Raw genomic sequence first — 25,249 nt, 5'->3', positions numbered from 1 at the left:
GTTGAACTCAGTACAACGGGTTGGTACTCTGGGGGTCGCCACACGGTAAGCCGATCGAAGGAGATGGCATGAGCACCCCGACCACAGAGCAGGCCGCGGACCCGACCGCCGACCCGGAGTACGCCGCGAATCTGCGTCGCGCCACTCTCGCGTCCAGTGTCGGCAGCGCGCTCGAGTACTTCGACTTCGCCCTGTACGGCCTGTCGACGGCCCTGATCTTCAACGTGCTGTTCTTCTCGCAGGAGGACCCGGCGATGGCGACCGTCGCCGCGTTCGCCACCTACGGCGTCGGCTTCCTCGCTCGTCCGTTCGGCGGGCTCTTCTTCGGTGTGCTGGGCGACCGGCTCGGCCGCAAGTGGGTGCTCGTCATCACGATCCTGCTGATGGGTGGCGCGTCCACGGCGATCGGCCTGCTCCCCACCTACGAGGCGATCGGCATCTGGGCTCCGGTCCTGCTGGTCACGATGCGGCTGCTGCAGGGCTTCGGCGCCGGTGCCGAGCAGGCGGGCGCGACGGTGCTGATGGCCGAGTACGCTCCCGTGCGTCGCCGCGGATTCTTCTCGGCGCTGCCCTTCATCGGCATCCAGGCCGGCACGCTCCTGGCCGCGATCGTGTTCAGCCTGATCACGCTGCTGCCCGAAGAGGCGCTGCTGTCGTGGGGCTGGCGCGTGCCGTTCCTCGCCTCGTTCTTCCTGATCCTGGTCGCGCTGTTCATCCGGGTGCGGCTGCGCGAGACCCCGACCTTCATCGAACTCGAGAAGCACGACCAGATCGCCGAGCACCCGATCCGCGAGATCTTCACGCGCGGCCTTCCGGGCGTCGTCGTCGGAATCGGCCTGCGCATGGCCGAGAACGGCGGCTCGTACATGTTCAACACCCTCGCCCTGGCGTTCTTCGTCTCGGTGGTCGGGCAGGAGGCCGACCGCAGCCTGCTCACGTGGGGCGTCACGCTCGGCTCGCTCATCGGCATCTTCTCGGTGCCGATCACAGGGGCGATCTCGGATCGCTTCGGACGTCGCACCGTGTACCGCTTCGGTGCGGTCTTCATGCTCGTCTACGCGTTCCCCGCATGGTGGCTGCTCTCGCTCGGCAACTACGTCGTCTCCATCGCCGTCATCGGCATCGGCATCGGCATCGCCGTCAACTCGATGCTCGGACCGCAGTGCGCCATGCTCCCCGAGCTGTTCGGCAATCGTCACCGCTACCTCGGCGTCGCGATGGCGCGTGAGCTGTCCGCCGTCCTCGCCGGTGGTCTGGCCGGTGTCCTCGGTGCCTACATCATCGCGGTGAGCGGCGGCAACTGGCTGCTCCTTGCCATCTACATGGCGACGCTCGCCCTCATCACCACGGCATCGACGTTCCTCGTGCCCGAGACGCTGCGCCGCGACCTCACCCGCCTCGACGACGCCGTGAAGGTGTCGCGCGACGAGGTCGGCGACGACGTCAGCGCGACGACCGTCACGATCCGGACCGTCGGATGGTGACGGGCACGGCGGCGTTCGACCTCACCGGTCGGACGGCGCTCGTGACCGGCTCCAGCCAGGGCATCGGCCGCACCCTCGCCGAAGGGCTCGCACACGCCGGCGCCACGGTGATCGTGCACGGCCGCGATGCCGCGAAGGCGGCGCGCACCGCTGAGGAGATCGCCGCGGTATCCGCTCGCCCTGTCTTCAGCGCGGTGTTCGATGTGACCGATCCCGCTGCCGTGGATGCGGGAGTCACGGCGATCGAGGCCTCGCACGGCGTCGTCGACATTCTGGTGAACAACGCCGGCATCCAGCGCCGCGCGCCGATCACCGAGTTCTCGGACGAGGACTGGGACGACATCGTACGCACGAACCTCTCGAGCGCGTTCTACCTGTCGCGCCGGGTCTCGCGGGGGATGGTGGCGCGCGGCAGCGGCAAGATCGTGCAGATCGGAAGCGTGCAGTCACAGCTGGCGCGCCCCGGCATCGCGCCGTACGCGGCGACGAAGGGCGCGATCGTGATGCTTACGAAAGGACTGTGCGCCGATCTCGCACCGCACGGCATCCAGGCCAATGCCGTCGCGCCCGGGTACTTCGCGACCGAGCTGACCCAGCCGCTCGTGAACGACGAGCAGTTCTCGGCCTGGGTGCGCGGGCGCACACCGGCGGGGCGCTGGGGCGACACGAAGGATCTCGTGGGTGCACTGGTGTTCCTCGCGAGCTCGGCGAGCGACTTCGTGAACGGCCAGACGATCTACGTCGACGGCGGAATGACGGCGGTGGTCTGATGCGCATCGGGCGAGCGAGGACCCCCGGCGGTCCGGTCCACGTGCGACAGCACGGCACCGGCTGGATCGCGATCGAGGACCCCTACGAGGCGTTCGCCGCCGGGCGCGCTCCGCGGGACCTCGAACCGATCGACACCGGGCAGCTGCTTGCGCCCAGCGCGCCGACCCTGGTGGTGGGAGTCGCGCAGAACGGACCCTCGCACCCGTCGCCGGTGCAGGCGTGGCTCAAGTCGCCGCGCGGGATCGTTGCGAGCGGCGTGACGGTGGCCCTTCGCAGGGATGCCGGAGTCACCGTCGCCGAAGGCGAGATCGCCATCGTCATCGGACGCGACACGACCGGCCTCACCGCTGCCACCGCGCACGAGTACGTGCTCGGCGTGACCGCGGTCGACGACCTGTCCAGCCCCGATCGCGCCCTGATCGACCCGCGCAACTTCGAATCCAAGGCCGGTGCCGGGTACACCCCGCTCGGTCCGTGGATCGACACCGAGGCCGACATCGACACGGTCGAGATGACCCTGCGGATCGACGGCACGGTGATCGCCGAGACGGATGCCGCATCGCTGCCTGTGTCGATCCGCGACAGTCTCGCCTACATCGCCTCGTGGGCGCCGCTCGGTCCGGGCGACGTCGTCATGACGGGCGCACCGTTCACCAACGTCGCGATCGAGCCCGGCGCCGTCGTCGAGGTGCAGGTGGGGAGCGTGACGCTCGTCACGCCCACCCGCTGAGTCGCGACCCATCACAGCCGCCCGCGCACCGCGGACGCGACGCGCGCGGCGGAGCACGAAAGGACCCCATGTCGAATATCGGAGTCGTCGCCCACGCCGCCCAGGATCTGCGCATCGCGGATCTGGGTGAGCCTGCAGCCGCACCCGACGAGGCGGTCGTCGAGATCGCCTACGGCGGGGTGTGCGGTTCGGACCTGCATTACTGGCGCCACGGCGCTGCCGGGCTCTCGGTGCTGCGCGAGCCGATGCTGCTCGGGCACGAGGTCTCGGGCGTCGTCCTGACCGCCGCCGCCGATGGCAGCGGGCCCGGCGCCGGCACCCGCATCGCCGTGCACCCGCTCACCCCGCACGCCGAGGGCGAGATCCCGTGGCCTGTGGACCGGCCCAACCTCGCGCCCGGGTCGACCTATCTCGGCTCAGCGCTGCGGCTGCCGCACACGCAGGGCGCCTTCGCGCGCCGCGTCGCGCTGCCGGCGCGCATGCTGCACGCGATCCCCGACGACCTCACCCTCGAGCGTGCGGCGCTCGCCGAGCCGGCTGCGGTCGCCTGGCACGCCGTGGAGCGGGCGGGCGATGTACGCGGCAAGCGCGTCGTCGTGATCGGCTCCGGTCCGATCGGGCTGCTCGTCGTGGCGGTCGCCCGCCACCACGGTGCCGCCGAAGTGATCGCCACCGATCTCGAACCTCTCCCGAAGGATCTGGCCGCCTCGCTCGGCGCACGCGCCGTCGACGCGCGCGACGCTGACGCGATCGCCGCCCTGCACGCCGATGTCGTGGTGGAATCCAGCGGTACGGTGCCGGGCCTGTCGGCGGCGATCTCCGCCGCCGCACGCGGCGGGACGGTGGTGCTCCTGGGACTGCAGCGCCACGGCGAAGTCGCCGTGCCGCTCGCGACCGCGATCACGCGTGAGCTGTCGCTGGTCGGATCCTTCCGCTTCGGTGCGGAATTCGATGACGTCATCGCTGCGCTGGCAGACGGCTCACTCGTCGTCGACGGCATCGTGACCCACATCGTCCCAGCGACGAGCGCCCTCGAGGCGTTCAGGATCGCCGGTGATGCCGCGGCGTCGTCGAAGGTGCTGCTGGCATTCGACGACGCGGCGACCGATCTCGCGTCGGCGAAGAACGACGGCACCGGTAGCGTGGCGTCGTGACAGAGTCGAATCCGCAAGCCGCTCCGCGGATCGTCGTGATGGGCCCCAGCGGCTCGGGCAAGTCGGTGGTGGGCGCCGTGCTCGCCGCTCGCCTGGATCTGCCGTTCATCGACGCGGACGACCTGCATCCCGAGGCGAACGTCGAGAAGATGACCGCGGGCATCCCGCTGGACGACGACGACCGGATGCCGTGGCTCGACATCGTCGCCGCGTCGCTGCAGGGTGCCGGCACGACGAGCGGTGCCGGCGGGGGAGCGGTCATCGCCTGCTCGGCGCTCGCGCGTCGCTATCGCGATCGCATCCGAGCGGGGGCTCCCGATGCGCTGATCGTCGAGTTGCAGGTGTCGCCGGATGAGCTCGCACGGCGCATGAACGCCCGCGAGCACTTCATGCCGCCTGCGCTGCTGCTTTCACAGCTCGAGGCCCTCGAGCATCTCGAATCGGATGAGTCGGGCTTCGTCGTGCTCAACGATCGTCCACCCGCCGAGGTCGTCGACGAGATCTGCGCGACCCTGGACCGGGCTCAGTCCTTGCGGTAGGCCTGGCGTCCGAGACCCCAGAACGCGAGAACGGTACCGAGTGCGCCGAGCGCGGCCATCCCGCCGATCAGCCACAGCAGCGCGTGAGACCAGAAGCCGTAGTCCATGGGATCCTCCGTGTGATGCCGGTTCGGCGAAACGAGTGCGTTCTTCATCGTACCGGCGGCGCTGGTAGACTCGTGTCGAACTTCGGCGAGGGATGCCTCGTGCCCACCGGTCACGGCGGGGTGCGGCATCCGTGATCGACGCGGTGATGCAGGCCCCTTGGCTTTCCTCACGCACGCGCGTTCGAGTCGAAACACACCCCAAATACCTGGGCCCGCCACCGCGTCGGCCCGCAATCAGAACGGGCCACGGCCCGCAAGGAGAAATCATGTCGACTGAGTCCGACAACAAGGTCCACGCAGAGGTCCGCGAGAGCTTCGGCAAGGGCTTCGCCCGCCGCCTGCGCGCCGCCGGCAAGATCCCCGCCGTCATCTACGGCCACGGCACCGAGCCCATGCACGTCGCTCTTCCGGGCCACCAGGTGAGCCTGCTCATCCGCCGCGCCAACGCCGTGCTCGAGCTCGACGTCGACGGCAAGCAGCAGCTCACGCTGGTCAAGGACGTCCAGAAGGACCCCGTGCACCAGATCATCGAGCACATCGACCTGCTCGTCGTGAAGAAGGGCGAGAAGGTCCAGGTCGACATCCCCCTCGTCCTCGTCGGCGAGTCCGCTCCCGGCACCATCGCGAACCTCGACGCCGTCAGCGTGTCGCTCGAGGTCGAGGCGACCCACATCCCCCAGCAGGTCGAGGTCGACGTCGAGGGCCTCGAAGAGGGCGCGCACATCACCGCCGCCGACCTCAAGCTGCCCCAGGGTGCGGCCCTCATCGCCGAGCCCGACATGCTCGTCGTCGCCATCTCGGTTCCGTCGTCGACCCTCGCGGCCGACGACGAGGGCGCCGAGGCGGGCGAGTCCGCCGCAGGCGAGTCGGCCGAGTAAGCCATCTGCGAAGCGAGGGGGTGCGGATGCCGCGCCTCCTCGCTTTTCTTTTCGGCGCGCGGTGGACGCGCCGAGCGGTTTCCGCTTCGGGCAGGATGGATGACATGGCAGAGGCGTGGCTGATCGTCGGGCTCGGCAATCCGGGACCCCGGTACGAGCTCACCCGGCACAACGTCGGCCAGATGGTGATCGACGAACTGGCGCGGCGACGCGGCGAGACTCTGCGCGCGCACAAGGCGAATGCGCGGGTGGCCGAGACGTGGCTGCGCCCCGGCGGCCCGAAGCTCATCCTCGCCAAGCCGAACACGTTCATGAACGTGTCGGGGGGTCCGGTCGCCGGTCTTGCGAAGTTCTACGGCGTCGATCCTGAGCGCGTCGTCATCGTGCACGACGAGCTCGACATCCCGTTCGACACCATAAAGCTCAAGTCCGGTGGCGGGCACGGCGGTCACAACGGCGTTCGCGATGTCGCGAAAGCACTGGACTCCGCCGAGTTCGCGCGTGTGCGCGTCGGCATCGGTCGGCCCGATGGGCGCCAGGATCCTGCCGACTGGGTGCTCGACCCGTTCGGTGCGGCCGAGCGCAAGAACCTCCCGATCCTTCTCGGCGATGCGGCGGATGCCGTCGAGCAGCTCGTCGCGGACGGTCTGCTCGCCGCGCAGCAGACGCACCACGCCCCTCGCGCCTGATCGCTGTCCTGCTGCTCGCAGGGGAGTGACCGGCTGACGCCGATCGCAGCGCGGGACACCTGTGCGCGACCTGTCTTCGGAACGAGCGCGCCCGAGGTGCTTCGGGCGAGGGACGTCAGCCGCCGATGCCGCTTCCGGCGGCGAGGCCGGCCGCGAGGAAGATCTGAACACCGACCGCGAAGGCGATCGGACCGATCGCCGCGATGATCACGGCGGCGATGCCCGGGCCGCGTCCGCGCCCCGTCACGATCGCGATGATGCCCTGCACGAGGGCCCAGACACCGATCGCGGTGCCCGCCCAGAACGAGATCTCGCCGACCAGCACCGAATCGCGCACCGGCGTGAGGATGGACCAGTCGAAGTCGGCCTCGAGCGGGCGCAGGGCGATCTCGCGCCCGGTGCCCTGGCCGATCGCGAAAGCCGAGATCGCCCCGACGATGCTCGCGCCGACGGTGGCGACGAGCGAGAGCGCGAATGCCACCCAGCCGAGGGTGGCCCTGCGCGGTGCTCCGGGCTCCGGGCCGGTGCCGGACACGCCGCCGCTGGACGGAGCGGCACCGTACGGTGCAACGGCATGCGGTGCTGCACCGTAGGCAGGGGGTATCGCCGCGGGCGGCACGGCGTACCCCGCGGGCGGGGCGTAGGCGCCGGCGGGCCGGCCGTACGTCGGCGGCACGGGTGCACCGGGGGCGGGCGCAGGCCCGGCAGGGGCGCCGAAGGGTGGCGCGGCCGGAGCCGTCCAGCCGCCGTGAGGGGCCGCGGGTACGGCGGGCGGAGCGGGCTCGGACGGCGCCGCGGGCTCGGTGGGATCGCTCACGAGTCTCATCCTAGGAGGGTGCGCAGTGCCGGTTCGGGCGATCACGGCCGGGCAGGAGGGTTCGTGGACCGCCCCGCGGCCGGGCTCGCCGATCCTCCCCGCGGGTGAGCGCGTTGATCCCCCCGCCGCGGAGTTCGGTGTCGGTGCCGCGTCGTAGACTCGTGCGGTGACAGTTCCCGGGATCGTGCGCGCCCTCGAACGGGCTGAACCCTTCCGAGATGCGGTGGCTGCGGCATCCGTCGACGCCGACTTCTCGCTCGTCGAGGGCCTCGATGCGCCCCTGCTGGCCGCGCTGATCGAGCGCAGACGCGAGGCGGGAAGACCGCCCGTTCTGCTGCTCGTCGCGCCGACGGGGCGTCGGGCCGAATCGCTCGGGCCGGCATTGGGCGCGCTGCTGCCGGGCGCCGAGGTTCTGCACTTCCCCGCGTGGGAGACACTGCCGCACGAGCGTCTGAGCCCGAGCACCGAGACAGTGGGCACGCGCCTGGAGATCCTCGCCCGCATCGCGCAGTGGAATGCCGAGACTCCGCTCGTGATCACCTCGTCGGTGCGCGGCGCGATCCAGCCGCTTGCGGCGGGTCTGGCCGATGCGCCCCCGATCGCGCTCGTCGCGGGCGCTCGCGGCCGCGAACTCGGAGACGTCACGGCGCGCTTGGTGGAGTTCGCGTACCACCGCGTCGACATGGTGGCGCGCCGCGGCGAATTCGCGGTGCGCGGCGGAATCCTCGACGTCTTCCCGCCGACGGCTCCCCACCCGTTCCGCGTCGAGTTCTTCGGTGACGAAGTCGATCAGATCCGCGCGTTCTCCGTCGCCGACCAGCGATCGCTGCCGGGAGCCGTCGATGCCGTATCGCTCGTCGCCGCGCGCGAGCTGCTGCTGACGGATGCCGTCCGGGGCCGTGCCCGCCAGCTGAAGGACGAGTTCCCCGGGCTCGTGGGCATGCTCGAGAAGATGGCCGAAGGCATCCCGGTCGAGGGCATGGAATCGCTCATGCCCGCCGTGGTCGACGGGCTGGTGACGCTCGTGGACTATCTCCCCGAAGGATCCGCGGTCGCCCTCCTCGACCCCGAGCGCGCGGTGACCCGCGCGATCACGCTCGGCGAGACGAATCGCGAGTTCCTCGACGCGGCGTGGAGCGCCGCGACCGCCGGTGCCTCGACCCCGGTCGATCTCGGCGCGGGCGATTTCCTGACCCTTTCCGAGCTTCGCGAGGCGGCCAGAGCACGTCACGGCGTCTGGTGGACGTTGAGCGCGTTCGACTCGGGAGCCGCAGATGCTGTCGCCGAGGGACTCATCGACATCGATGTCGCCCTCGAGTCGGCCGCGATGATCCGTGTGCCCGGCACTGCCGTGCCGTCATTCCAGGGCAACGTCGAGGGAGCGACCGTCCACGTCGGCGAACTCCTCGCGGACGGCTGGAGCGTCGTGGTCTCGGCATCCGGAATGGGCCTCGTGGAGCGTGCGCGCGACGTGCTCGCCGAACGCGGGATCGCCGCACGCAAGGTCGACGATGTGCTCGCACCGCCCGAACCGGGGGTGGCGCACGTCGTGCTGAGCGTGCTGGAGCGCGGCTTCGAGCAGCCCGATGCGAAACTCGCCATCCTCACCGAGAGCGAGTTCTACGGCCGCACCATCGGCGGCGACCAGCGGGTCGTGAAGAAGCTCGCCTCGCGCCGAAAGGCGGTCGTCGATCCGCTGCAGCTGAAGACGGGCGACTATGTCGTTCACGCGACGCACGGCATCGGCAAGTTCGTCGAGCTGACCCAGCGCGAGGTGTCCAGCGGCGGCCGCAACGCGGTCAAAAGCGTGCGCGAGTACCTGGTGCTGGAGTACGCGCCGTCCAAGCGGGGCTACCCGGGCGACAAGCTGTTCGTTCCCACCGACCAGCTCGACCTGCTGTCGCGGTACGTCGGCGGCGAGGCACCGACCCTGTCGAAGATGGGTGGCAGCGACTGGGCGCAGGCCAAGAGCAAGGCGCGCCGCGCCGTGCGCGACATCGCCGTCGAGCTGGTGAAGCTGTACTCCGCGCGCATGGCGTCCAAGGGGCACGCGTTCGGCCCCGACACCCCATGGCAGCGCGAGCTCGAGGAAGCGTTCCCGTTCGCCGAGACACCCGACCAGCTGCAGACGATCGACGAGATCAAGGCCGACATGGAGAAGGCCATCCCGATGGATCGGCTGCTGTCGGGGGATGTCGGCTTCGGCAAGACCGAGGTCGCGGTGCGTGCCGCCTTCAAGGCGATCCAGGACGGCAAGCAGGTCGCGATGCTCGTACCGACGACGCTGCTCGTCAAGCAGCACCTCGAGACGTTCACCGAGCGCTTCGCCGGCTTCCCTGTCAAGGTCAAGGCGCTCTCTCGTTTCCAGACCGACAAAGAAGCGCGTGAGACCCTGGCGGGGATCACCGACGGCACCGTCGACATGGTGATCGGCACGCACCGCATCCTCACCGAGAAGGTCCTCTTCAAGGACCTCGGTCTCATGATCATCGACGAGGAGCAGCGCTTCGGTGTCGAGCACAAGGACGCGCTCAAGAAGCTGAAGACGAACGTCGACATCCTGGCGATGAGCGCCACCCCGATCCCGCGCACCCTCGAAATGGCGGTGACCGGCATCCGCGAGATGTCGACACTGCAGACGCCTCCTGAGGACCGGCATCCGATCCTGTCCTATGTCGGGCCCCGCAACGACAAGCAGATCGGAGCGGCCATCCGTCGCGAGCTGCTGCGCGAGGGGCAGGTGTTCTTCGTTCACAATCGCGTGCAGTCGATCCAGCGCGTGGCCGCAGAGCTCGCCGAACTCGTGCCCGAGGCGCGCATCGCCGTCGCCCACGGGCAGATGGGGGAGCACGCGCTCGAAGAGGTCGTCGACGCGTTCTGGGAGCGCAGGAGCGACGTGCTCGTCTGCACCACGATCGTCGAGACCGGGCTCGACATCTCGAACGCGAACACGATCATCATCGATCGCGCCGACAAGTACGGGCTGTCGCAGCTGCACCAGCTGCGAGGCCGGGTGGGGCGCGCGCGCGAACGCGCCTACGCATACTTCCTCTACGACGAGATGAAGCCGCTCAGCGAGACTGCCGCAGACCGACTCGAGACCATCGCCGTCAACAACGATCTCGGCAGCGGCATGCAGGTCGCGCTGAAGGACCTCGAGCTGCGAGGTGCCGGCAACCTGCTGGGCGCCGAGCAGGCGGGCCACATCGCCGGGGTCGGGTTCGACCTCTACTTGCGCATGATCGGCGAGGCGGTCGCTACATTCCGCGGCGAAGAGACCGAGGGGCCGACCGAGCTGCGGCTCGAGCTGCCCGTACAGGCCCGCATTCCCGAGTCGTACATCGACAGCGAGCGGCTGCGTCTCGAGGCCTACCAGAAGCTCTCGGCCGCAGCATCCGTCACCGCCGTGACCACCGACGGCACCGACGCGATCGATCTCGTGATCGAAGAGCTCACCGACCGCTATGGCGAGCCTCCCGCCGATGTGGAAGGCCTCCTCGCGGTCGCGCGTCTGCGCCGCCGCGCCGGGCAGGCCGGCCTGTCGGATGTCGTCGCGATGGGACCGAATCTGCGCCTCGCACCTGCCGACCTGCCGGACTCGATGCGGGTGCGGTTGCAGCGACTGCATCCGAAGGCGAAGGTCCTCCAGGGCGGCGAGGCGGTCGTGGTGCCGTTGCCGACGGTGGAGGGCGAGCGGGTGACCGATGCCGCGCTCATCGCGTGGGTCGGCCAGCTGATCGAGCAGCTGTGGCCGCCGAAGAAGGATGCCGCTGTCACGGCGGTCGCGACCGGCTGAGGGCTCGATGTGAGCGCCGCCCGCGATGTGAAGGACGCCGCCGTCAGATGACGCCCTGGGCGAGCATCGCGTGGGCGACGCGCTCGAATCCGGCGCAGTTCGCGCCGACGACGTAGTCGCCCGGGCGTCCGTAGCGCTCGGCTGCCGCGAAAGCCGCGTCGTGCACCCCGGCCATGATCGCGCGGAGCTTGGCCTCGCTGTCGGTGAAGCTCCACCGCTGCCGCGCCGCGTTCTGGCTCATCTCGAGAGCGGACGTCGCCACGCCGCCGGCGTTCGCCGCCTTGCCGGGCCCGAACAGCACGCCCGCCTGCTGGAAGGCATGGATCGCCTCGGGGGTCGAGGGCATGTTCGCGCCCTCTGCCACGGCGCGCACGCCGTTCGCGATGAGCGTCTCGGCGTCGATGCCGTCGAGCTCGTTCTGCGTCGCCGACGGGATCGCGATGTCGACGGGCACCTCCCACGGGCGCGCCCCCTCGACGAACCGGGCGCCCGGGCGGCGAGCGGCGTACTCCGAAATGCGCGCCCGCTCGATCTCCTTCACCTGACGGAGCAGGCCCAGATCGATCCCGGCGTCGTCGACGACGTAGCCCGACGAATCCGATGCGGTGACCGCGGTGGCGCCGAGCTGCCGTGCCTTGTCGATCGCGTAGATCGCGACGTTTCCCGAACCGGAGACTCCGACCCGCTTGCCTGCCAGCGTGTCGCCGTGCACGCCGAGCATCTCGTCCACGAAGAACACCGCGCCGTAGCCGGTCGCCTCGGTGCGGACCTCGGCGCCGCCCCACTGGACGCCCTTGCCGGTGAACATGCCGGACTCGTGGCGGTTCGTGACTTTGCGGTATTGGCCGAAGAGGTAGCCGATTTCGCGGGCGCCGACACCGATGTCGCCGGCGGGAACGTCGGTGTGCTCGCCGAGGTGGCGGTAGAGCTCATTCATGAATGACTGGCAGAAGCGCATGATCTCGGCATCCGATCGCCCGTGCGGGTCGAAATCGCTGCCGCCCTTGGCGCCGCCGATGCCCTGCGCGGTGAGCGCGTTCTTGAAGATCTGCTCGAACCCGAGGAACTTCACGATCGACAGGTTCACGCTCGGGTGGAACCGCAGACCGCCCTTGTAAGGGCCGAGCACCGACGAGAACTGTACGCGGAACCCGCGGTTCACCTGCAGCCGGCCGCCGTCGTCGACCCACGGCACCCGGAACACGATCTGCCGCTCCGGCTCGACGAGACGTTCGAGGATTCCGCCATCGACGAACTGCGGGTGGGCGTCGAGGACCGGGACGATCGACTCGACGACCTCGTGAACGGCCTGCAGGAACTCGGGCTCGTGCGGGTTGCGGGCGTGGACCGTGTCGAGGACGATCTGTACGGGCGCGGGGGAGGTGAGGATGGCAGCGGGCATCGTGGAGCTTTCCGGATGGGCGGAGCGGTCCGACGACTGGCGGACGCCGTTTCAGCCTAGCCACGCGCGAGGCCCCTGCTGATCCGTATGACGCCGCCGCCCTTCGCCCCGCTACGCTGGCACCGATCGAGGAGGACGCATGCGGTTCGAGCACCTCGGGGCACAGCCCCGCATCCATCCCGACGCTGTCGTGGCCCACACCGCCGTGATCAGCGGCGACGTCGAGATCGGCGCCGACTGCCAGGTGCTGCACGGCGCGGTGATCACGGCCGAAGGCGGCCCGATCACGCTCGGCGGCAACGTCATCGTGATGGAGAACGCGCTCATCCGCGCGACCGCGACGAATCCGGTCCATATCGCGGACCACGTTCTCGTGGGGCCGATGGCGAGCATCTCGGGGGCCGTGATCGACGAGGAGGTCTTCCTCGCGACAGGCACTCGCGTGTTCAACGGCGCGCACATCGGTGCGCGGAGCGAGGTGCGCATCAACGGGGTCGTGCATCTGCGCACGACGCTCCCGCCCGAGTCGGTCGTGCCGATCGGCTGGGTCGCCGTGGGCCATCCCGTCCAGATCCTGTCACCGGACCGGCACGAGGAGATCTGGGCGGCCCAGCGCGAGCTCGACTTTCCCGGCTATGTCTTCGGCCTCGACCGCGAAACCCCCGATCTGATGGTGCAGCTCACCGAGCGGTACGGCCGAGGTCTGGCCCGTCACGCCGACGACACGCGCATCGACTGACGCGCGCACACGCAGAAGAGAAGCGGATGCCGCGGCCGGCGGCATCCGCTTCTCTTCGCGTGTCAGCTCATCCGGTGTTCTGCAGGCCCGCCGCGACGCCCGAGACCGACAACAGCAGCAGGCGCTGCTGCTCGGGGTCGACCGGGGCGCCTTCGGGTGCTTCTCGCAGCGAGCGCAGCGCACGCAGCTGCAGAAGCGACAGCGCGTCGACGTAGGGGCTGCGCATCTTGACGGCGCGCTGGAGGACCGGCTTGTTGCCGAGGAGCTCCGTGCCTCCGGTGACGCGGATCACCCAGGAGCGCGTGAGAGCCATCTCGTCGCGGACGAGCGCGGCGAGGTCCTCCCGGTCGCCGAGTTCGAGATAGTGGCGCGCGATGCGGTCATCGGCCTTGGCGAGGCTCATCGCGACGTTGTCGATCATGGTGCGAAACAGCGGCCAATCACCGTATGCGCGCTGCAGGAGCGCCTCGTCGCCGACCGTCTCGAGTGCCGTGCCCAGACCGAACCAGCCGGCGAGGTTGATGCGGGCCTGGGTCCACGCGAACACCCACGGGATCGCCCGGAGGTCTTCGAGCGATTCCACCGACAGCCCGCGCCGCGCGGGACGCGAGCCGAGCGCGAGGCGGCCGATCTCCTCCATCGGCGTCACCCGGGCGAACCAGGGCGCGAAGCCGGGGGCCTTCACGAGCGAGAAGAACCGCTCGCGGGATGCGGCATCCATCGTGGCCGCGACGTCGGCGTAGCGCTCGGCGGCGGCGAGGTTGCGCTCCTCGTTCGACGGGGCGGATGCCAGCAGGATCGCCGCGGCGACCTGGTCGATGTGACGCATCGCGATGGCGGGATCGCCGTAGCGGGCGAAGATGACCTCGCCCTGCTCGGTGAGCTTGAAACGGCCGTCGACGGAGTGCGGCGGCTGGGCGAGGATCGCCGAGTTGGCGGGTCCGCCTCCGCGACCGAGCGCGCCGCCGCGGCCGTGGAACAGCGTCAGCTCGATGCGGCTCGCGCGCGCCCACGCGGCGATCTCGGCCTGTGCCTCGTACAGGGCGAGGTTCGCCGCAACCGGGCCGACGTCCTTCGACGAGTCGGAGTAGCCGAGCATGACCTCGAGACGACGGTCCGTGGCGTCCAGCCGTGCGGCGAACTCGGGGTGCTCGACGATCTCGGCGAGGATGCCCGGGGCCGCCTGCAGGTCTGCGAACGTCTCGAACAGCGGCACGACGTCGAGCACTGGGGGAGTCCCGTCCGGCCCGACCGCGTAACGCGCGAGGCGGTGCACGTTCGCGAGGTCTTCGGCGGAACGCGTGAACGAGACGATGTAGCGGCCGGCCGCGCGCGGGCCGTAGCGCTCCTGCAGGAAGACGACGGTGCGGATCACGTCCAGCACCTCTTCGGCGAGCTCGCTGCGTGCCGCACCCGGAGCCGCGGCATCCAGCTCGGCGAGCACCTTCGCATGGACGGCCGAATGCTGGCGCACCTCGAGTTCGGTGAGGTGGAAGCCGTACGTCTCGACCTGCCACACCAGCTGCTGCAGGTGTCCGTAGGCCTGGCGTGCCGCGCCCGCCTGCACGAGGGAGTCCTGCACCACGCGCAGGTCCGCCAGCAAATGCTCGGGGTCACGGTAGGCGAGGTCGGCGTTGCGCTCGCGGGTCGCCTCGATGCGACGCGCGATCAGCAGCAGGATGCGGCGGTGCGGCTCATCAGGAGAGCGCTTCGCGATGTCGTTCGCGGCGTCCTCGTCGGCGGCCTTCAGCCGCTGCCAGAGCGAGATCAGCGCGTCGCTCGGAGGGGTCGTGGCGGCATCGAGGGTGAGGTTGCGTCCGACGCGGCTGGTCGTGCGCTCCAGGCCCAGCAGGACGTGCTCGCTGGCGATCTTCGCGGCTTTGCGGGTGACGGATGCCGTCACGAACGGATTTCCGTCGCGGTCGCCGCCGACCCACGATCCGACGCGCACGAAGGGGCGCACGACCGGGGCGCGGCCGCCGGCGGCCGGCCCCTGCAACGCGTCGTCCACGCGACGGTAGACGTGAGGCACGGCGGTGTAGAGGGTCTCGTCGAACACGGCCATGACCGCGCGCACCTCGTCGGTGGGCGACGGCTTCTCGGGGCGCAGCGGCGCCGTGCGCCACAGCGTGTCGACCTCTTCGAGCATGCGCCGCTCGGCCCGGCGCTCGTCGGCGCCGTTGCGACGCGACGCCTCGTGCTCGTCCAGCAGCCCCGCGAGCCGGCGGATGCTCGACGAGACCGCACGACGGCGCGCCTCGGTGGGGTGCGCCGTGAAGACCGGGTGGAAACGCATGGCCTGCAGGTGCGCCAGCGCCGTCTCATCGCCGACCTCGGCCGAGAGTCGGACGAACGCCGCCGCGACCGAGTCGGTCGCCCGCTCCTTGTCGGGGCGCCCGTCGCGTTCGCGGAGGATGCGCACGCGCTGGTGCTCTTCGGCGAGGTTCACGAGGTGGAAGTACGCGGTGAACGCGCGCGCGACTTCGTCGGCGCGCTCGACGGTGAAGGAATCGGCGATCGCCGCCGCCCTCGCGAACGCCTCGGGCGTCTCGTCGGTGTACGCGTGGATCGTCGCGATGCGCAGCCGCTCGACGTCGTCGAAGAGCCCCGGGGAGCCGCTTTCGCGGAGGACACGGCCCAGAAGCGTGCCGAGCATGCGCACGTCGGCGCGCATCTGCTCGGGAATCTCCTGCTCCGCCTCGAATCGCCCCACGAGGTCGATCGCTTCGGTCTGGGTGAGTTCGCGCATCTTTCCAGGGTATCGGCGTGGTGTTTCGTCGATGTCACGCCCGACGTTGTGTGACGACGCGACGCGACGCGACGCGCAGCCTGCGCTGCGCTCGCGGGTGGCGTGGAGGCCTCTCGCTAGACTGGCGCGCGGAGAGCCGGGAAGTCTGGTCGGCGCGACTTCGTCGACCCGCACCGCCCCACGCCGACTCCCGGAAGGCCGCATGTCTCTTCTTCGCTCCGCCCGCTTCCCCGCCATCGTCCTGCTCCTCGCCGCGAGCCTCGGGCTCATCGTGGCGAACTCCGCGATCGGCCCCGCTGTCGATGACGTGATGCACGCGTATCTCGGAATCCCGGGCGTGTTCGAGCTCAGCCTGTCGCATTGGATCAAGGACGGCCTTCTCGCGGTCTTCTTCTTCGTGGTGGCGGTCGAGCTGCAGTTCGAGCTCACCAACGGCCAGCTCAACTCGGCACGCAAGGCGCTGCAGCCCGCGATCGCCGCCGCCGGCGGCGTGCTGGTGCCGATCGCGATCTATGTCGCCGTGGCGTGGGGCTCGGACGCCACGAACGGGTGGCCGATCCCGACCGCGACCGACATCGCCTTCGCCCTCGGCGTGCTCGCCGTGTTCGGCAAGGGGCTGCCGTCGGCGCTGCGCGTGTTCCTGCTGGCACTCGCGATCCTCGACGACATCGTCGGCATCGTCTTCATCGCGGTGCTCTTCACCGCCGACGTCAACGTCTGGATGCTCGCCGGCGCCGCGGTCGCGGTGGTGGCATTCGGAGTGCTCAGCCGCCAGCTCGGCGGGCGCGGACACGTCGCGATCTCGATCGTTCTGATCGGGCTCGCCATCGCGACCTGGGTGCTGGTGCTCCTGTCGGGCGTGCACGCCACGATCGCCGGGGTCGTGCTCGGACTCGCGATGGCGCAGCAGCCGGCGCTGCGCACACGGCATGCTCTCGAGCCGTGGGTCAACGGCATCGTGCTGCCCGTCTTCGCGTTCTCGGCCGCGCTCGTCGTGATCCCGGCTGTTGCGCCGTCCGAGCTGTCGCCCGCGTTCTGGGGAGTGCTGGTCGCTCTGCCGGTGGGCAAGATCGTCGGCATCACCGTGTTCGGCTGGCTGTCGCTGCGGCTCGGAAGCCGCGGCGCCCCACCGGAGCTGGCCTTCGGCGACCTCCTCGCCGCGGGCGCGCTGGGCGGAATCGGCTTCACCGTCTCGCTGCTGCTGTCGGAGCTCGCGTTCGCGGATGCCCCCGCACTGCGCGATCAGGCCACGCTCGGTGTGCTCGCAGGATCCGTCATCTCGCTCATCCTGGCCGGGGGACTCGTATCGTGGCGGGCATGGCACCACAGAAGCAAGGTCCGGGACGCCACGACCGAGGCGCGAACGGCGTGAGCGGACCCGATCCGCAGGCCGACCCGCTCCGTGAGGCGGCGGAGGTCATGCGCGCGGTGCGCGATCGATGCGTCTGGACCCAGCAGATCGACCATCGCGCGCTGGTGCCGTATCTGGTGGAGGAGAGCGCCGAACTCATCGACGCCGTCGAGGAGGACGACCGGGACGAACTTCGCGAAGAGCTCGGCGACCTGCTCTGGCAGGTGCTGTTCCATGCCGAGATCGCCTCGCGCGACGAGGCCGATCCCTTCGACATCGACGACGTGGCACGCGGACTGACCGACAAGATGGTGCGGCGGCATCCGCATGTCTTCGGTGATGCGGTCGCGACCACGCCCGAAGAGGTCCTCGTCCACTGGAACGCGGCCAAGGCCGCCGAGAAGAGCTCGCGCACCAGCGTGCTCGACGGGGTGAGCGAGCGGATGCCGTCGCTCGCCCTCGCCCAGAAGCTCCTGTCGAAAGCGGCGCAGGTCGGCGTCATCGTGCCTGCGCGATCGTCGAGCCAGGGGATTCCCGCCGAGACCGAGGGCGAGGTCCCCGGTCTCGACGCGGATCCCCGGTCTCGGCAAGATGTCCGGCCGATGAGCGAGGGAGCGCCGGCGACCGAGGCCGAGCTCGGAGACGCGCTGCTGGTGCTCGTGGCGGCGGCGCGGGCGAAGGGCTGGGACGCCGAGCGCGCGCTGCGCGAGCGGCTGCGTGCACTGCAGGCCGAGATCCGCGGTGCAGAGACGGCGCCGGGCGACTGATCCGAGCCGGTGAGTTCCGGTGTGCGGCGGCCGACCTGGAAAGATGGCTCCGTGGCATCCGTCAATCCGCCGCGCGGCATGCGCGATTTCCTCCCCGCCGACAAGGCCCGTCGCGAGCGCGTGCTCGCCGTCATCCGCGAGCGCTACCGCGTCCACGGCTTCGACGAGATCGAGACCCCGGTCATGGAGGAGCACGGTCGCCTGCACGCCGGCATCGGCGGCGACAACGAGAAGCTGGCCTACAACGTCCTCAAGCGCGGCCTCGACGAGGACGCCATCCGGGCCGCCGCCGACGATCCCTCGGCGCTCACCGACCTCGGTCTTCGCTACGACCTGACCGTTCCCCTCGCGCGCTTCTACGCAACGAATCGCGCGCAGCTGCCCGCGGTGTTCCGTTCGATCCAGATCGCACCCGTGTGGCGGGCGGAGCGCCCGCAGAAGGGCCGTTACCGCCAGTTCGTGCAGTGCGACATCGACATCATCGGCGATGCGTCGGCGCGTGCCGAGTCCGAGCTGATCGTCGCGACCCTCGACACCCTCGACACCCTCGATGCGCTGGGTCTGGCGGGCGGCAGCGTGCGGATCAACGATCGGCGGGTGCTTGACTGGATGCTGGAGAGCTTCGGTTTCGCAGCCGACGAGCGCCCGGGCGTTCTCATCACGATCGACAAGCTCGACAAGATCGGGCCGGCCGGAGTGGTCGCAGAGCTCCGCGAGCGAGGCGCGACGGCGACGGCCGTCGACGGGTTCGAGGCGTTCCTGAACCGCCCGATGACGCTCGAGTACAACCCGTACGGCGAGCGGCAGATCCGCAAGCTTCTGCCTGCCGGCGCACCCGACGAGATCGTCGCGCACCTCGTCGGAATCGGCGCGGCGGTCGCGGCGGCACGCCCTTCGACGGGCTCGGCGCCCGGGGGAGCGGAGTCTGCGAGCGGGGAGGGCGACTCGGCCGTCGCAGGGCTCGAGCGAGACATCCCCCTCGTGTTCGACCCCTTCCTGGTGCGGGGCATGGGGTACTACACCGGCACCATCTTCGAGCTGGCACACCCGTCCGTCGACTACTCGCTCGGCGGCGGCGGCCGCTACGACGGCATGATCGGGCGCTTTCTCGGGCAGGATGTCCCGGCGGTGGGCTTCTCGATCGGCTTCGAGCGCATCGTCGACCTGATCGACGAGCGAGCGGATGCCGCTTCCCCGGCGATCGTGCTCGTCCACGACCGCGATGTGCCCGAGGCGGAGCTGCTCGCCGTCAAGGCGGCGCTCATTGCTCAGGGATCGCGCGTGCGGCTGGAGCAGCGCACCAAGAACCTCAAGGCGCTCCTCGAGCGGTCGGCATCCGACGGCTACACGGCGTTTGCGACGCTCGCCGCAGGGGCCGCGGTCGATTCCCTCGAGGTCAAGCCGCTGGGCTGACGCGCTGGCGTGCGCCGCTCGCCGCCCGCGGGCGCGCAGCCGTCACCTCGACGCGAGGCGCAGTCTCAGCGCGCGATAGACCACGCCGATCACGACCACAGCCGCGCCGGCCACGACGGACTGCCAGGGAAGAGCCAGCGCGAGCACGAGGCATCCGACTGCACCGACGACCTGCAGCGCCCGCGGATACCGGCGCGACGGCGTCCGCTGACGGAGCGCGGCGACGTTGGCGATGAAGTAGTACAGCAGCACCCCGAACGATGAGAAGCCGATCGCCCCGCGGAGATCGGTCACCGCCACGAGGACCACGACGAGCCCACCCACCACGAACTCCGCGCGGCGCGGCACCTGCCAGCGGGGCTGGATCACCGCAAGCCGGCGCGGCAGGTCCTGCTCGCGTGCCATCGCGAACATCGTCCGGCTCACTCCCGCGATGAGTGCGAGCAGGGCGCCGAGTGACCCCGTGGCGGCACCCAGCCGCACGATCGGCTGCACCCAGGCCCAGCCCGACGTGGCCGCGGCGTCCGCCACCGCGTCGCTCGATGCGGCCACGCCATCGGCGCCCAACGCGCTGAGGACGGCGACCGCCACCACGGCGTAGACAGTCAGGGCGATCGCGAACGCGATGATGATCGCGCGCGGGATGACGCGTGCAGGGTCGCGGACCTCTTCGCCCATCGTCGCGATGCGCGCGTACCCGGCGAAAGCGAAGAACAGCAGCCCGGCGGATTGCAGGATGCCGTAGCCACCGGCGCTCCACAGCGAATCGGCTTCTGCCCATCCCTGCGCATCGGCGCCGGTGAACGCGGCCGAAACCGCGACCGTGAGCGCGAGAAGCGCCACCACGACGATCACCCGCGCCACGATGGCCGTGCGGGTGACACCGAACGCGTTGACGGCCGTGAGGGCGATGACCGCGGCAATCGCGACGGGGCGCTCCCACCCGGGGGGCGCGGCATATGCGGCGAACGCGAGAGCCATGACGGCGCAGCTCGCGGTCTTGCCGATCACGAATCCCCAGCCCGCGACGAAGCCCCACCATGCGCCGAGTTCCGCTCGGCCGTACGCGTAGGTGCCGCCCGACGTCGGGTGGGCCGCCGCCAGTTGCGCGGACGACGTCGCGTTGCCGAAGGCGACCACGGCCGCGAGCGCGAGGCCGATGAGCAAACCGGCTCCGGCGACCTCCGCCGCGGGCGCCCACACCACGAAGACGCCGGCGCCGATCATCGAGCCGAGGCCGATGAACACCGCGTCGGCGAGCCCCAGGCGGCGCGGGAGCGAAGGCGTGGTCACGCGCGAACGATAGCGCGGCGAGGTGACGCGCGCGCGTGCGGAACCCGGCGATGATCGTCGTATGACCCTCCGCATCCATGCCGTGCTCACGCAGTCGGGCCCAGCCACGGCGATCGAGTTGACCGACGCGCAGGTCGACGAACTGGGAGGCGGCAGGCGCGCCGCCGTCGTGGTCGGCATCGGAGAGCGCACGGCGCGGCTGCGACTCGCCGTGATGGGTGGACGCAATCTCATCGGGCTGTCCCAGGCCGCCCGGATGCAGCTCGGAGTCGAGTACGGCGATGCGGTCGACGCGACGATCGATCTCGATACCGCGGAGCGCGAGGTGACGGTGCCCGATGACCTGGCGTCGGCGCTCGACGCGGATGCGCGCGTTCGTGCAGCGTTCGACGCGCTGACGTACACGCGGCGCAAGGAACTCGCCAGGGCTGTGGTCGAAGCAAAGCGGCCCGAGACGCGCATACGACGGATCGCCACGACTGTGGACGGCCTGCGCTCGTCGCTCGACTGACCCGAACCGGCGACGGAGCCGCCGGAACTGCCGACTGCGACGCCGACGGCGCCACTTTCCTGCGAGAGCGCCACAGTTCTGTGGCGCTCTCGCAGGAAACAGGCGCCCATCGTGAGGACCACTGGGCGAGTGCGGGGCCATCGGTTCGTCGAGTCGTCACCGCAGTGACGGCATCCGTTCATCCGGGAGGGGTGGGATGGTGCGATGCCCCGTGAGCGCGACCGCCTGCCCCGCTCGGTCGTGATCGGTGCGGCCGGCTCAGCCGTCGGTCTCGGGGCGGCCGTGCTCATCGCTCGAGCGACGCTGCGCCGACAGGCCGCCATCGCCCGGCGGCGCATCGGCAAGCCGCTGGGCGAGGACGCTCTGGATGCCGACCGGCTCTGGCGCCGCCGCCACGAGGGAGTGCCGATCGAACTCGTCATGCTGGGCGACTCGATCGCGGCGGGGCTCGGCGCCGAGCGCCGCAAGGACACGCTGGGCGCTCGGCTCGCCAAGAGTCTCGCGAAGCGGACCGGTCGCCCCGTACGGCTGCGGACGGCCGCGATCGTCGGGGCGGAGTCCTCGATGCTCGCCGCACAACTCGACGGCCTGCCCGACGGGTATCGGCCTGATGTCGCGGTGGTGATCGTCGGCGGCAACGACATCACGCATCGCGTGCCGGTCGCGGTGTCGATCGGACACCTCGAGGAGGCGATCGAGCGTCTGCAGGCGCGCGGAGCGGGAGTGGTCGTCGGCACGTGTCCTGACCTCGGAGCGCTCCGGCCCGTGCCTCAACCCCTACGCGCACTCGGCTCGCGGCTGTCCCGCCAGCTGGCCGACGCGCAGGCCGAGGCGGCGATGCGCCTCGTTGCGAGAGCGGTGTCGCTGCGCCGCGCGGTGGGACCGTTCTTCGTGACCCAGCCCGACGAGATGTTCAGTCTCGACCGGTTCCACCCGAGCGCACTCGGGTATCGCCGAACCGCCGAGGCGCTGCTGCCTGCCGTGCTCGAGACGCTTGCCGGCGAGAGGCTCGCCACCGGCCAGGGGACAGAGCCCTCCGGAGTCACCCCGCGCTGATCGAGGCCGCCCACTCGGCGACGCGCGCTGCGCTCTCCTCCTCCGAGAGATCCTCGACGCGGGTCATGATCGACCAGCGGACGCCGAAGGGGTCTCGCACGCTCGCGAACCGGTCGCCCGAGACGAAGGTCGACGGCTCTTCGCGCACGGTCGCGCCGGCCGCGACCGCACGGGCGGTCACGGCATCCACATCGGGGACGTAGATCCCGAGCGAGTAGCAGTCGCTCTCGCCTTCGGGTGCAGGCACGAGGCCGTAGGCGGGGCTCGGCTCGCCGATCTGGAGCAGTCCGGCACCGAAGTCCAGACCCGCATGCACGACGAGCCCGTCGAACTCGGTCACGTCGGTGACACGTGCGCCGAAGACGTCGCGATAGAAGTCGAGCGCCGCCCGCGCCCCGACAATCGCGAGGAAAGGCGTGAGGGAGGTCGCCGTGTGGGGGCGTCCGTCTGTCGTGTGCGCACCGGTCGCACCGGGCGCTGTCTTGTTCGTGGTCATGAGACCAGCGTGGCGCGAGTCGGATGCCGCGGGATTGGAGATTCGCGACACCCCTGAGCCTGTCGTCGGCGCCGGTTAGCCTGGCTCACGTGACCGACCCCACGCGCGGCGTGCTCTACCCGGATCGCCTGCCCACCTTCACGCGGCTCCCGCCGCGGGAGTCCGCCGCAGAGCTCGTCTCGTGGTTCTGGATTCCGCAGTGGGATCTGCCGACCGGCGTCGAGTCGCGCCAGCCGATCCTCGGGTACCCGGCCGCGAACCTGGCCGTGGAGGTCGATCTCGCCGCCGCCGACGGCGAGACGCCCACCGTGACGAGCGGAGTCACGCTGTGGGGTGCGACCACTCGCGCGTCGGAGCGTGTGCTGCGGGGGAGCGGGTGGGCAGTGGGAGCGCTGCTGCGGCCCGCCGCGTTCGCGCGTCTCGCGGACTCGCCGGGCGATCTCGTCGACGGATGGGTCACGCTGGGCGGACCGGAGACGGGCGCGCCGGAGTCGGGCGAGTCGACCGCGGAAACTCTGCGCGCGGCGGTCAGCGAGGCGATGCCCGATGTAGATGCCGCGGTGGCCGCGGCATCCGCCTGGCTCGTGGAGCGGGTCGGCGGGCCGACGCACGAGGGACGGCTCGCGAACGCGATGGCCGACCTGCTGATGACGGATGCCGGCATCCTGCGCGTCGAGGACGCTGCCGAGCGCCTGCGCGTCTCGGTGCGTACGCTGCAGCGCCTCGCGCACCGCTCGGTAGGGCTGTCGCCCGCGGCCATGATCCGCCGGCGCCGGCTGCAGGAGGCCGCGCAGCGGGTGCGGGACGATCCGGATGCCTCGCTGGCCGCGATCGCCGCGGAGCTCGGCTACGCCGATCAGGCGCACCTCGCGAACGACTTCCGCACGGTGCTCGGGCTCACCGCGTCGGAGTACCGGTCGGGCGTCTGAGCGCCACCGTTCAGCCTGCGCCCAGCGTCACCCGGTTCTTCTCTCGCACGTAGACCTCGCGGCGCACCCGTGCGACGACGTCGTCCGAAGCATCCGGGATCGTCGTCTCGAACCATTCGAGCACCTCGGCGCCGTCGGCGGCGCGCTCGCTTGTTTTAGTTGTTCTAGCTGTAATAGAATTAATGCATGCTCGTGAGAATCGATCCGGAGAGCGACGCACCGCTGTTCGCGCAGGTCGCCGACTCCGTGCGCGCCGACGCCGCCGCGGGCCGGGTGCGTGCGGGGGACCGCCTGCCGGCCGCACGCGATATCGCCGGAGCGCTCGGGATCAACGTCCACACCGTGCTGCACGCCTACCAGGACCTGCGCGACGAGGGCCTCGTCGAGCTGCGTCGCGGCCGGGGAGCCGTCGTCACCGAACAGGCATCGGCGCTCGCCGCCCTGCACCACGACATCCAGGACCTCGTCGCCCGAGCGCGCGCGACGGGGCTGCACCCCGACGCGCTCGCCGCCCTCGTCAAGGAGATCGCCCGTGACCACTGACAACACCCGCCCCGACCTCGCCCGCCGAAGGTTCACCCTCGTCGCCCTGTGGGCGCCGGCCGTGTTCGTCGCGGTCGGTGTGGCGATCCAGCTCGTTCTGATGCCCCAGGTGCCGGCGACGATCGCCGTCCACTGGAACGCCGCCGGTGAGGCGAACGGGTTCGCACCGGCGTGGACGCAGCCGCTCGCGACGATCGCATTCGGACTCGGGATCCCGGCCCTCATCGCCCTGATGACGCTGCCGGGCCTTCGCCGCGGCGACCGGGGCCCCACCTACGGCCTCATGGGCGCGGTCGCCGCCGGCACGTCGGCACTCGTCACCGTCGCGTTCACCTGGACGTTCGCGATGCAGGCGGGCCTCGCTACCCCGGTGGATGCGCCGACCGTGTGGGGGAGCCTCATCGCGTCGTTCGCGGCGGGCATCCTCGTCGGCGTCGCCGCGTGGTTCGCCCAGCCGCGCGAGGAGTCGCCGTCGGGCGCTGCCGCGCCGGCGGCGGCGGCGCTCCCCCTCGGAGAGCGCGAGCGTGCCCTGTGGATCCGCACCGCCACGATGACTCCCGGTGCCGCTCTGGCGATCGCGCTCGCCGTCCTCTCGGTCGCGGCGGGAGCCGTGGTCGCCTGGGTGACGGGCGCGGATGCCGCCGTCGCGTGGCTGCTCACCGGGGTCGCCGTCGTGCTCCTGGGCTTCGCCGCGACCACCGTCGCGTTCCACGTGCGCGTGGACGACTCGGGCCTGCACGTCGACTCCGCCCTCGGTATCCCGCGGTTGCGTGTGCCGCTCGACGATGTCGCCTCGGCCGCGCGCGTGGACGTGAACCCGATGGGCGAGTTCGGCGGCTGGGGGCTGCGTCTGAGCACGGGCCGCCGCTTCGGGGTGATCCTGCGCACGGGCGAGGCGCTGGAGGTGACCCGGATCGACGGCAAGCGGTTCGTGGTCACCGTGGACGACGCGCTGACGGGTGCGGCACTGCTCGAGGCGCTCGTCGCCCGCGATCCCTCGAGGCCTTGACGCCCGGCGGGCCGGGCGATTGGCTG

At 70.7% G+C, this 25,249-nt stretch carries 23 protein-coding genes; 17 read left to right on the top strand and 6 right to left on the bottom strand.

The window, feature by feature from the left end; genetic code table 11:
• The first annotated feature begins 68 nt into the window (after positions 1-68).
• The 5 genes from KEC57_RS00790 to KEC57_RS00770 all read left to right on the top strand — a co-directional run bounded on the left by KEC57_RS00790 (position 69) and on the right by KEC57_RS00770 (position 4,678).
• Complete coding sequence (locus KEC57_RS00790; RefSeq protein WP_229382617.1) at positions 69-1,484, top strand: MFS transporter; 1,416 nt, start codon at positions 69-71, stop codon at positions 1,482-1,484.
• Positions 1,481-2,254 carry an SDR family oxidoreductase gene (locus KEC57_RS00785; protein ID WP_229382616.1) on the top strand — a complete coding sequence of 258 codons (774 nt, stop codon included), beginning with the start codon at positions 1,481-1,483 and terminating at the stop codon, positions 2,252-2,254. Before KEC57_RS00790 ends, KEC57_RS00785 begins: the two co-directional genes overlap by 4 nt.
• On the top strand, positions 2,254-2,985 hold the full coding sequence (locus KEC57_RS00780; RefSeq protein WP_229382615.1) for a fumarylacetoacetate hydrolase family protein: 732 nt from the start codon (positions 2,254-2,256) through the stop codon (positions 2,983-2,985). The genes KEC57_RS00785 and KEC57_RS00780 overlap by 1 nt, the downstream gene beginning before the upstream one ends.
• 68 nt (positions 2,986-3,053) lie before the next feature.
• On the top strand, positions 3,054-4,139 hold the full coding sequence (locus tag KEC57_RS00775; protein WP_229382614.1) for a zinc-binding dehydrogenase: 1,086 nt from the start codon (positions 3,054-3,056) through the stop codon (positions 4,137-4,139).
• Between the two features lie 38 nt (positions 4,140-4,177).
• Positions 4,178-4,678 (top strand): gluconokinase, encoded by a 501-nt coding sequence (locus KEC57_RS00770; protein ID WP_229383651.1) that lies wholly within the window; start codon positions 4,178-4,180, stop codon positions 4,676-4,678.
• Here KEC57_RS00770 and KEC57_RS18820 read toward each other — a convergent pair.
• Entirely contained in the window at positions 4,663-4,785 is a 123-nt protein-coding gene (locus KEC57_RS18820) for a hypothetical protein (RefSeq protein WP_267492023.1), read from the bottom strand. The genes KEC57_RS00770 and KEC57_RS18820 overlap by 16 nt on opposite strands.
• A 266-nt stretch (positions 4,786-5,051) precedes the next feature.
• On the opposite strand from KEC57_RS18820, the gene KEC57_RS00765 reads away from it, so the two are divergent.
• Positions 5,052-5,663 (top strand): 50S ribosomal protein L25/general stress protein Ctc, encoded by a 612-nt coding sequence (locus KEC57_RS00765; protein WP_229382613.1) that lies wholly within the window; start codon positions 5,052-5,054, stop codon positions 5,661-5,663.
• A gap of 104 nt (positions 5,664-5,767) precedes the next feature.
• A complete protein-coding gene (pth, locus tag KEC57_RS00760) occupies positions 5,768-6,352 on the top strand; it encodes an aminoacyl-tRNA hydrolase (protein WP_229382612.1) in 585 nt (194 codons plus the stop codon).
• Between the two features lie 115 nt (positions 6,353-6,467).
• Here pth and KEC57_RS00755 read toward each other — a convergent pair whose 3' ends face one another.
• Positions 6,468-7,169: a hypothetical protein gene (locus KEC57_RS00755; RefSeq protein ID WP_229382611.1), complete on the bottom strand. Its 702-nt coding sequence runs from the start codon at positions 7,167-7,169 to the stop codon at positions 6,468-6,470.
• A gap of 166 nt (positions 7,170-7,335) precedes the next feature.
• On the opposite strand from KEC57_RS00755, the gene mfd reads away from it, so the two are divergent.
• Positions 7,336-10,965 carry a transcription-repair coupling factor gene (mfd, locus tag KEC57_RS00750; protein WP_229382610.1) on the top strand — a complete coding sequence of 1,210 codons (3,630 nt, stop codon included), beginning with the start codon at positions 7,336-7,338 and terminating at the stop codon, positions 10,963-10,965.
• Between the two features lie 43 nt (positions 10,966-11,008).
• Here mfd and gdhA read toward each other — a convergent pair whose 3' ends face one another.
• On the bottom strand, positions 11,009-12,367 hold the full coding sequence (gdhA, locus tag KEC57_RS00745) for an NADP-specific glutamate dehydrogenase (protein WP_229382609.1): 1,359 nt from the start codon (positions 12,365-12,367) through the stop codon (positions 11,009-11,011).
• Positions 12,368-12,506: 139 nt separating this feature from the next.
• Here gdhA and KEC57_RS00740 point away from each other — a divergent pair, with 139 nt between their 5' ends.
• Positions 12,507-13,106 (top strand): gamma carbonic anhydrase family protein, encoded by a 600-nt coding sequence (locus KEC57_RS00740; RefSeq protein ID WP_229382608.1) that lies wholly within the window; start codon positions 12,507-12,509, stop codon positions 13,104-13,106.
• Positions 13,107-13,173: 67 nt separating this feature from the next.
• On the opposite strand, the gene KEC57_RS00735 is transcribed toward KEC57_RS00740, so the two are convergent.
• Positions 13,174-15,855: a phosphoenolpyruvate carboxylase gene (locus tag KEC57_RS00735; RefSeq protein ID WP_229382607.1), complete on the bottom strand. Its 2,682-nt coding sequence runs from the start codon at positions 15,853-15,855 to the stop codon at positions 13,174-13,176.
• Positions 15,856-16,057: 202 nt separating this feature from the next.
• Between KEC57_RS00735 and nhaA the strand changes: the two genes are divergently transcribed.
• The 3 genes from nhaA to KEC57_RS00720 all read left to right on the top strand — a co-directional run bounded on the left by nhaA (position 16,058) and on the right by KEC57_RS00720 (position 19,386).
• Positions 16,058-17,227 (top strand): Na+/H+ antiporter NhaA, encoded by a 1,170-nt coding sequence (gene nhaA, locus KEC57_RS00730; RefSeq protein WP_229382606.1) that lies wholly within the window; start codon positions 16,058-16,060, stop codon positions 17,225-17,227.
• A gap of 47 nt (positions 17,228-17,274) precedes the next feature.
• Entirely contained in the window at positions 17,275-17,973 is a 699-nt protein-coding gene (locus tag KEC57_RS00725) for a nucleoside triphosphate pyrophosphohydrolase (protein WP_229383650.1), read from the top strand.
• Positions 17,974-18,051: 78 nt separating this feature from the next.
• Positions 18,052-19,386 carry a histidine--tRNA ligase gene (locus KEC57_RS00720; RefSeq protein ID WP_229383649.1) on the top strand — a complete coding sequence of 445 codons (1,335 nt, stop codon included), beginning with the start codon at positions 18,052-18,054 and terminating at the stop codon, positions 19,384-19,386.
• A gap of 42 nt (positions 19,387-19,428) precedes the next feature.
• Here the strand turns inward: KEC57_RS00720 and KEC57_RS00715 are convergent, their stop codons facing one another.
• On the bottom strand, positions 19,429-20,679 hold the full coding sequence (locus KEC57_RS00715) for an APC family permease (RefSeq protein ID WP_229382605.1): 1,251 nt from the start codon (positions 20,677-20,679) through the stop codon (positions 19,429-19,431).
• Positions 20,680-20,740: 61 nt separating this feature from the next.
• Here KEC57_RS00715 and KEC57_RS00710 point away from each other — a divergent pair, with 61 nt between their 5' ends.
• Together KEC57_RS00710 and KEC57_RS00705 are read left to right on the top strand one after the other, a co-directional pair.
• Entirely contained in the window at positions 20,741-21,190 is a 450-nt protein-coding gene (locus KEC57_RS00710) for a YdeI/OmpD-associated family protein (RefSeq protein ID WP_229382604.1), read from the top strand.
• Positions 21,191-21,394: 204 nt separating this feature from the next.
• Positions 21,395-22,246, top strand: a complete 852-nt coding sequence (locus KEC57_RS00705) for an SGNH/GDSL hydrolase family protein (RefSeq protein WP_229382603.1) — start codon at positions 21,395-21,397, stop codon at positions 22,244-22,246.
• Here KEC57_RS00705 and KEC57_RS00700 read toward each other — a convergent pair.
• Positions 22,233-22,742, bottom strand: a complete 510-nt coding sequence (locus tag KEC57_RS00700; RefSeq protein ID WP_229382602.1) for a VOC family protein — start codon at positions 22,740-22,742, stop codon at positions 22,233-22,235. The two genes, KEC57_RS00705 and KEC57_RS00700, sit on opposite strands and share 14 nt — an antisense overlap.
• Positions 22,743-22,831: 89 nt before the next feature.
• Between KEC57_RS00700 and KEC57_RS00695 the strand changes: the two genes are divergently transcribed.
• The 3 genes from KEC57_RS00695 to KEC57_RS00685 all read left to right on the top strand — a co-directional run bounded on the left by KEC57_RS00695 (position 22,832) and on the right by KEC57_RS00685 (position 25,223).
• Positions 22,832-23,671 (top strand): helix-turn-helix domain-containing protein, encoded by an 840-nt coding sequence (locus KEC57_RS00695; RefSeq protein WP_229382601.1) that lies wholly within the window; start codon positions 22,832-22,834, stop codon positions 23,669-23,671.
• A gap of 186 nt (positions 23,672-23,857) precedes the next feature.
• Positions 23,858-24,214 carry a GntR family transcriptional regulator gene (locus KEC57_RS00690; RefSeq protein WP_229382600.1) on the top strand — a complete coding sequence of 119 codons (357 nt, stop codon included), beginning with the start codon at positions 23,858-23,860 and terminating at the stop codon, positions 24,212-24,214.
• Positions 24,204-25,223, top strand: coding sequence for a DUF1648 domain-containing protein (locus KEC57_RS00685; RefSeq protein ID WP_229382599.1), 1,020 nt, complete (start codon positions 24,204-24,206; stop codon positions 25,221-25,223). The genes KEC57_RS00690 and KEC57_RS00685 overlap by 11 nt, the downstream gene beginning before the upstream one ends.
• The last annotated feature ends 26 nt before the right edge of the window (positions 25,224-25,249 follow it).

The sequence above is a fragment of the Microbacterium allomyrinae genome (genome assembly GCF_020682705.1).
Taxonomy (GTDB): domain Bacteria; phylum Actinomycetota; class Actinomycetes; order Actinomycetales; family Microbacteriaceae; genus Microbacterium; species Microbacterium allomyrinae.
This window is presented reverse-complemented; position numbering and strand designations above follow the sequence as displayed.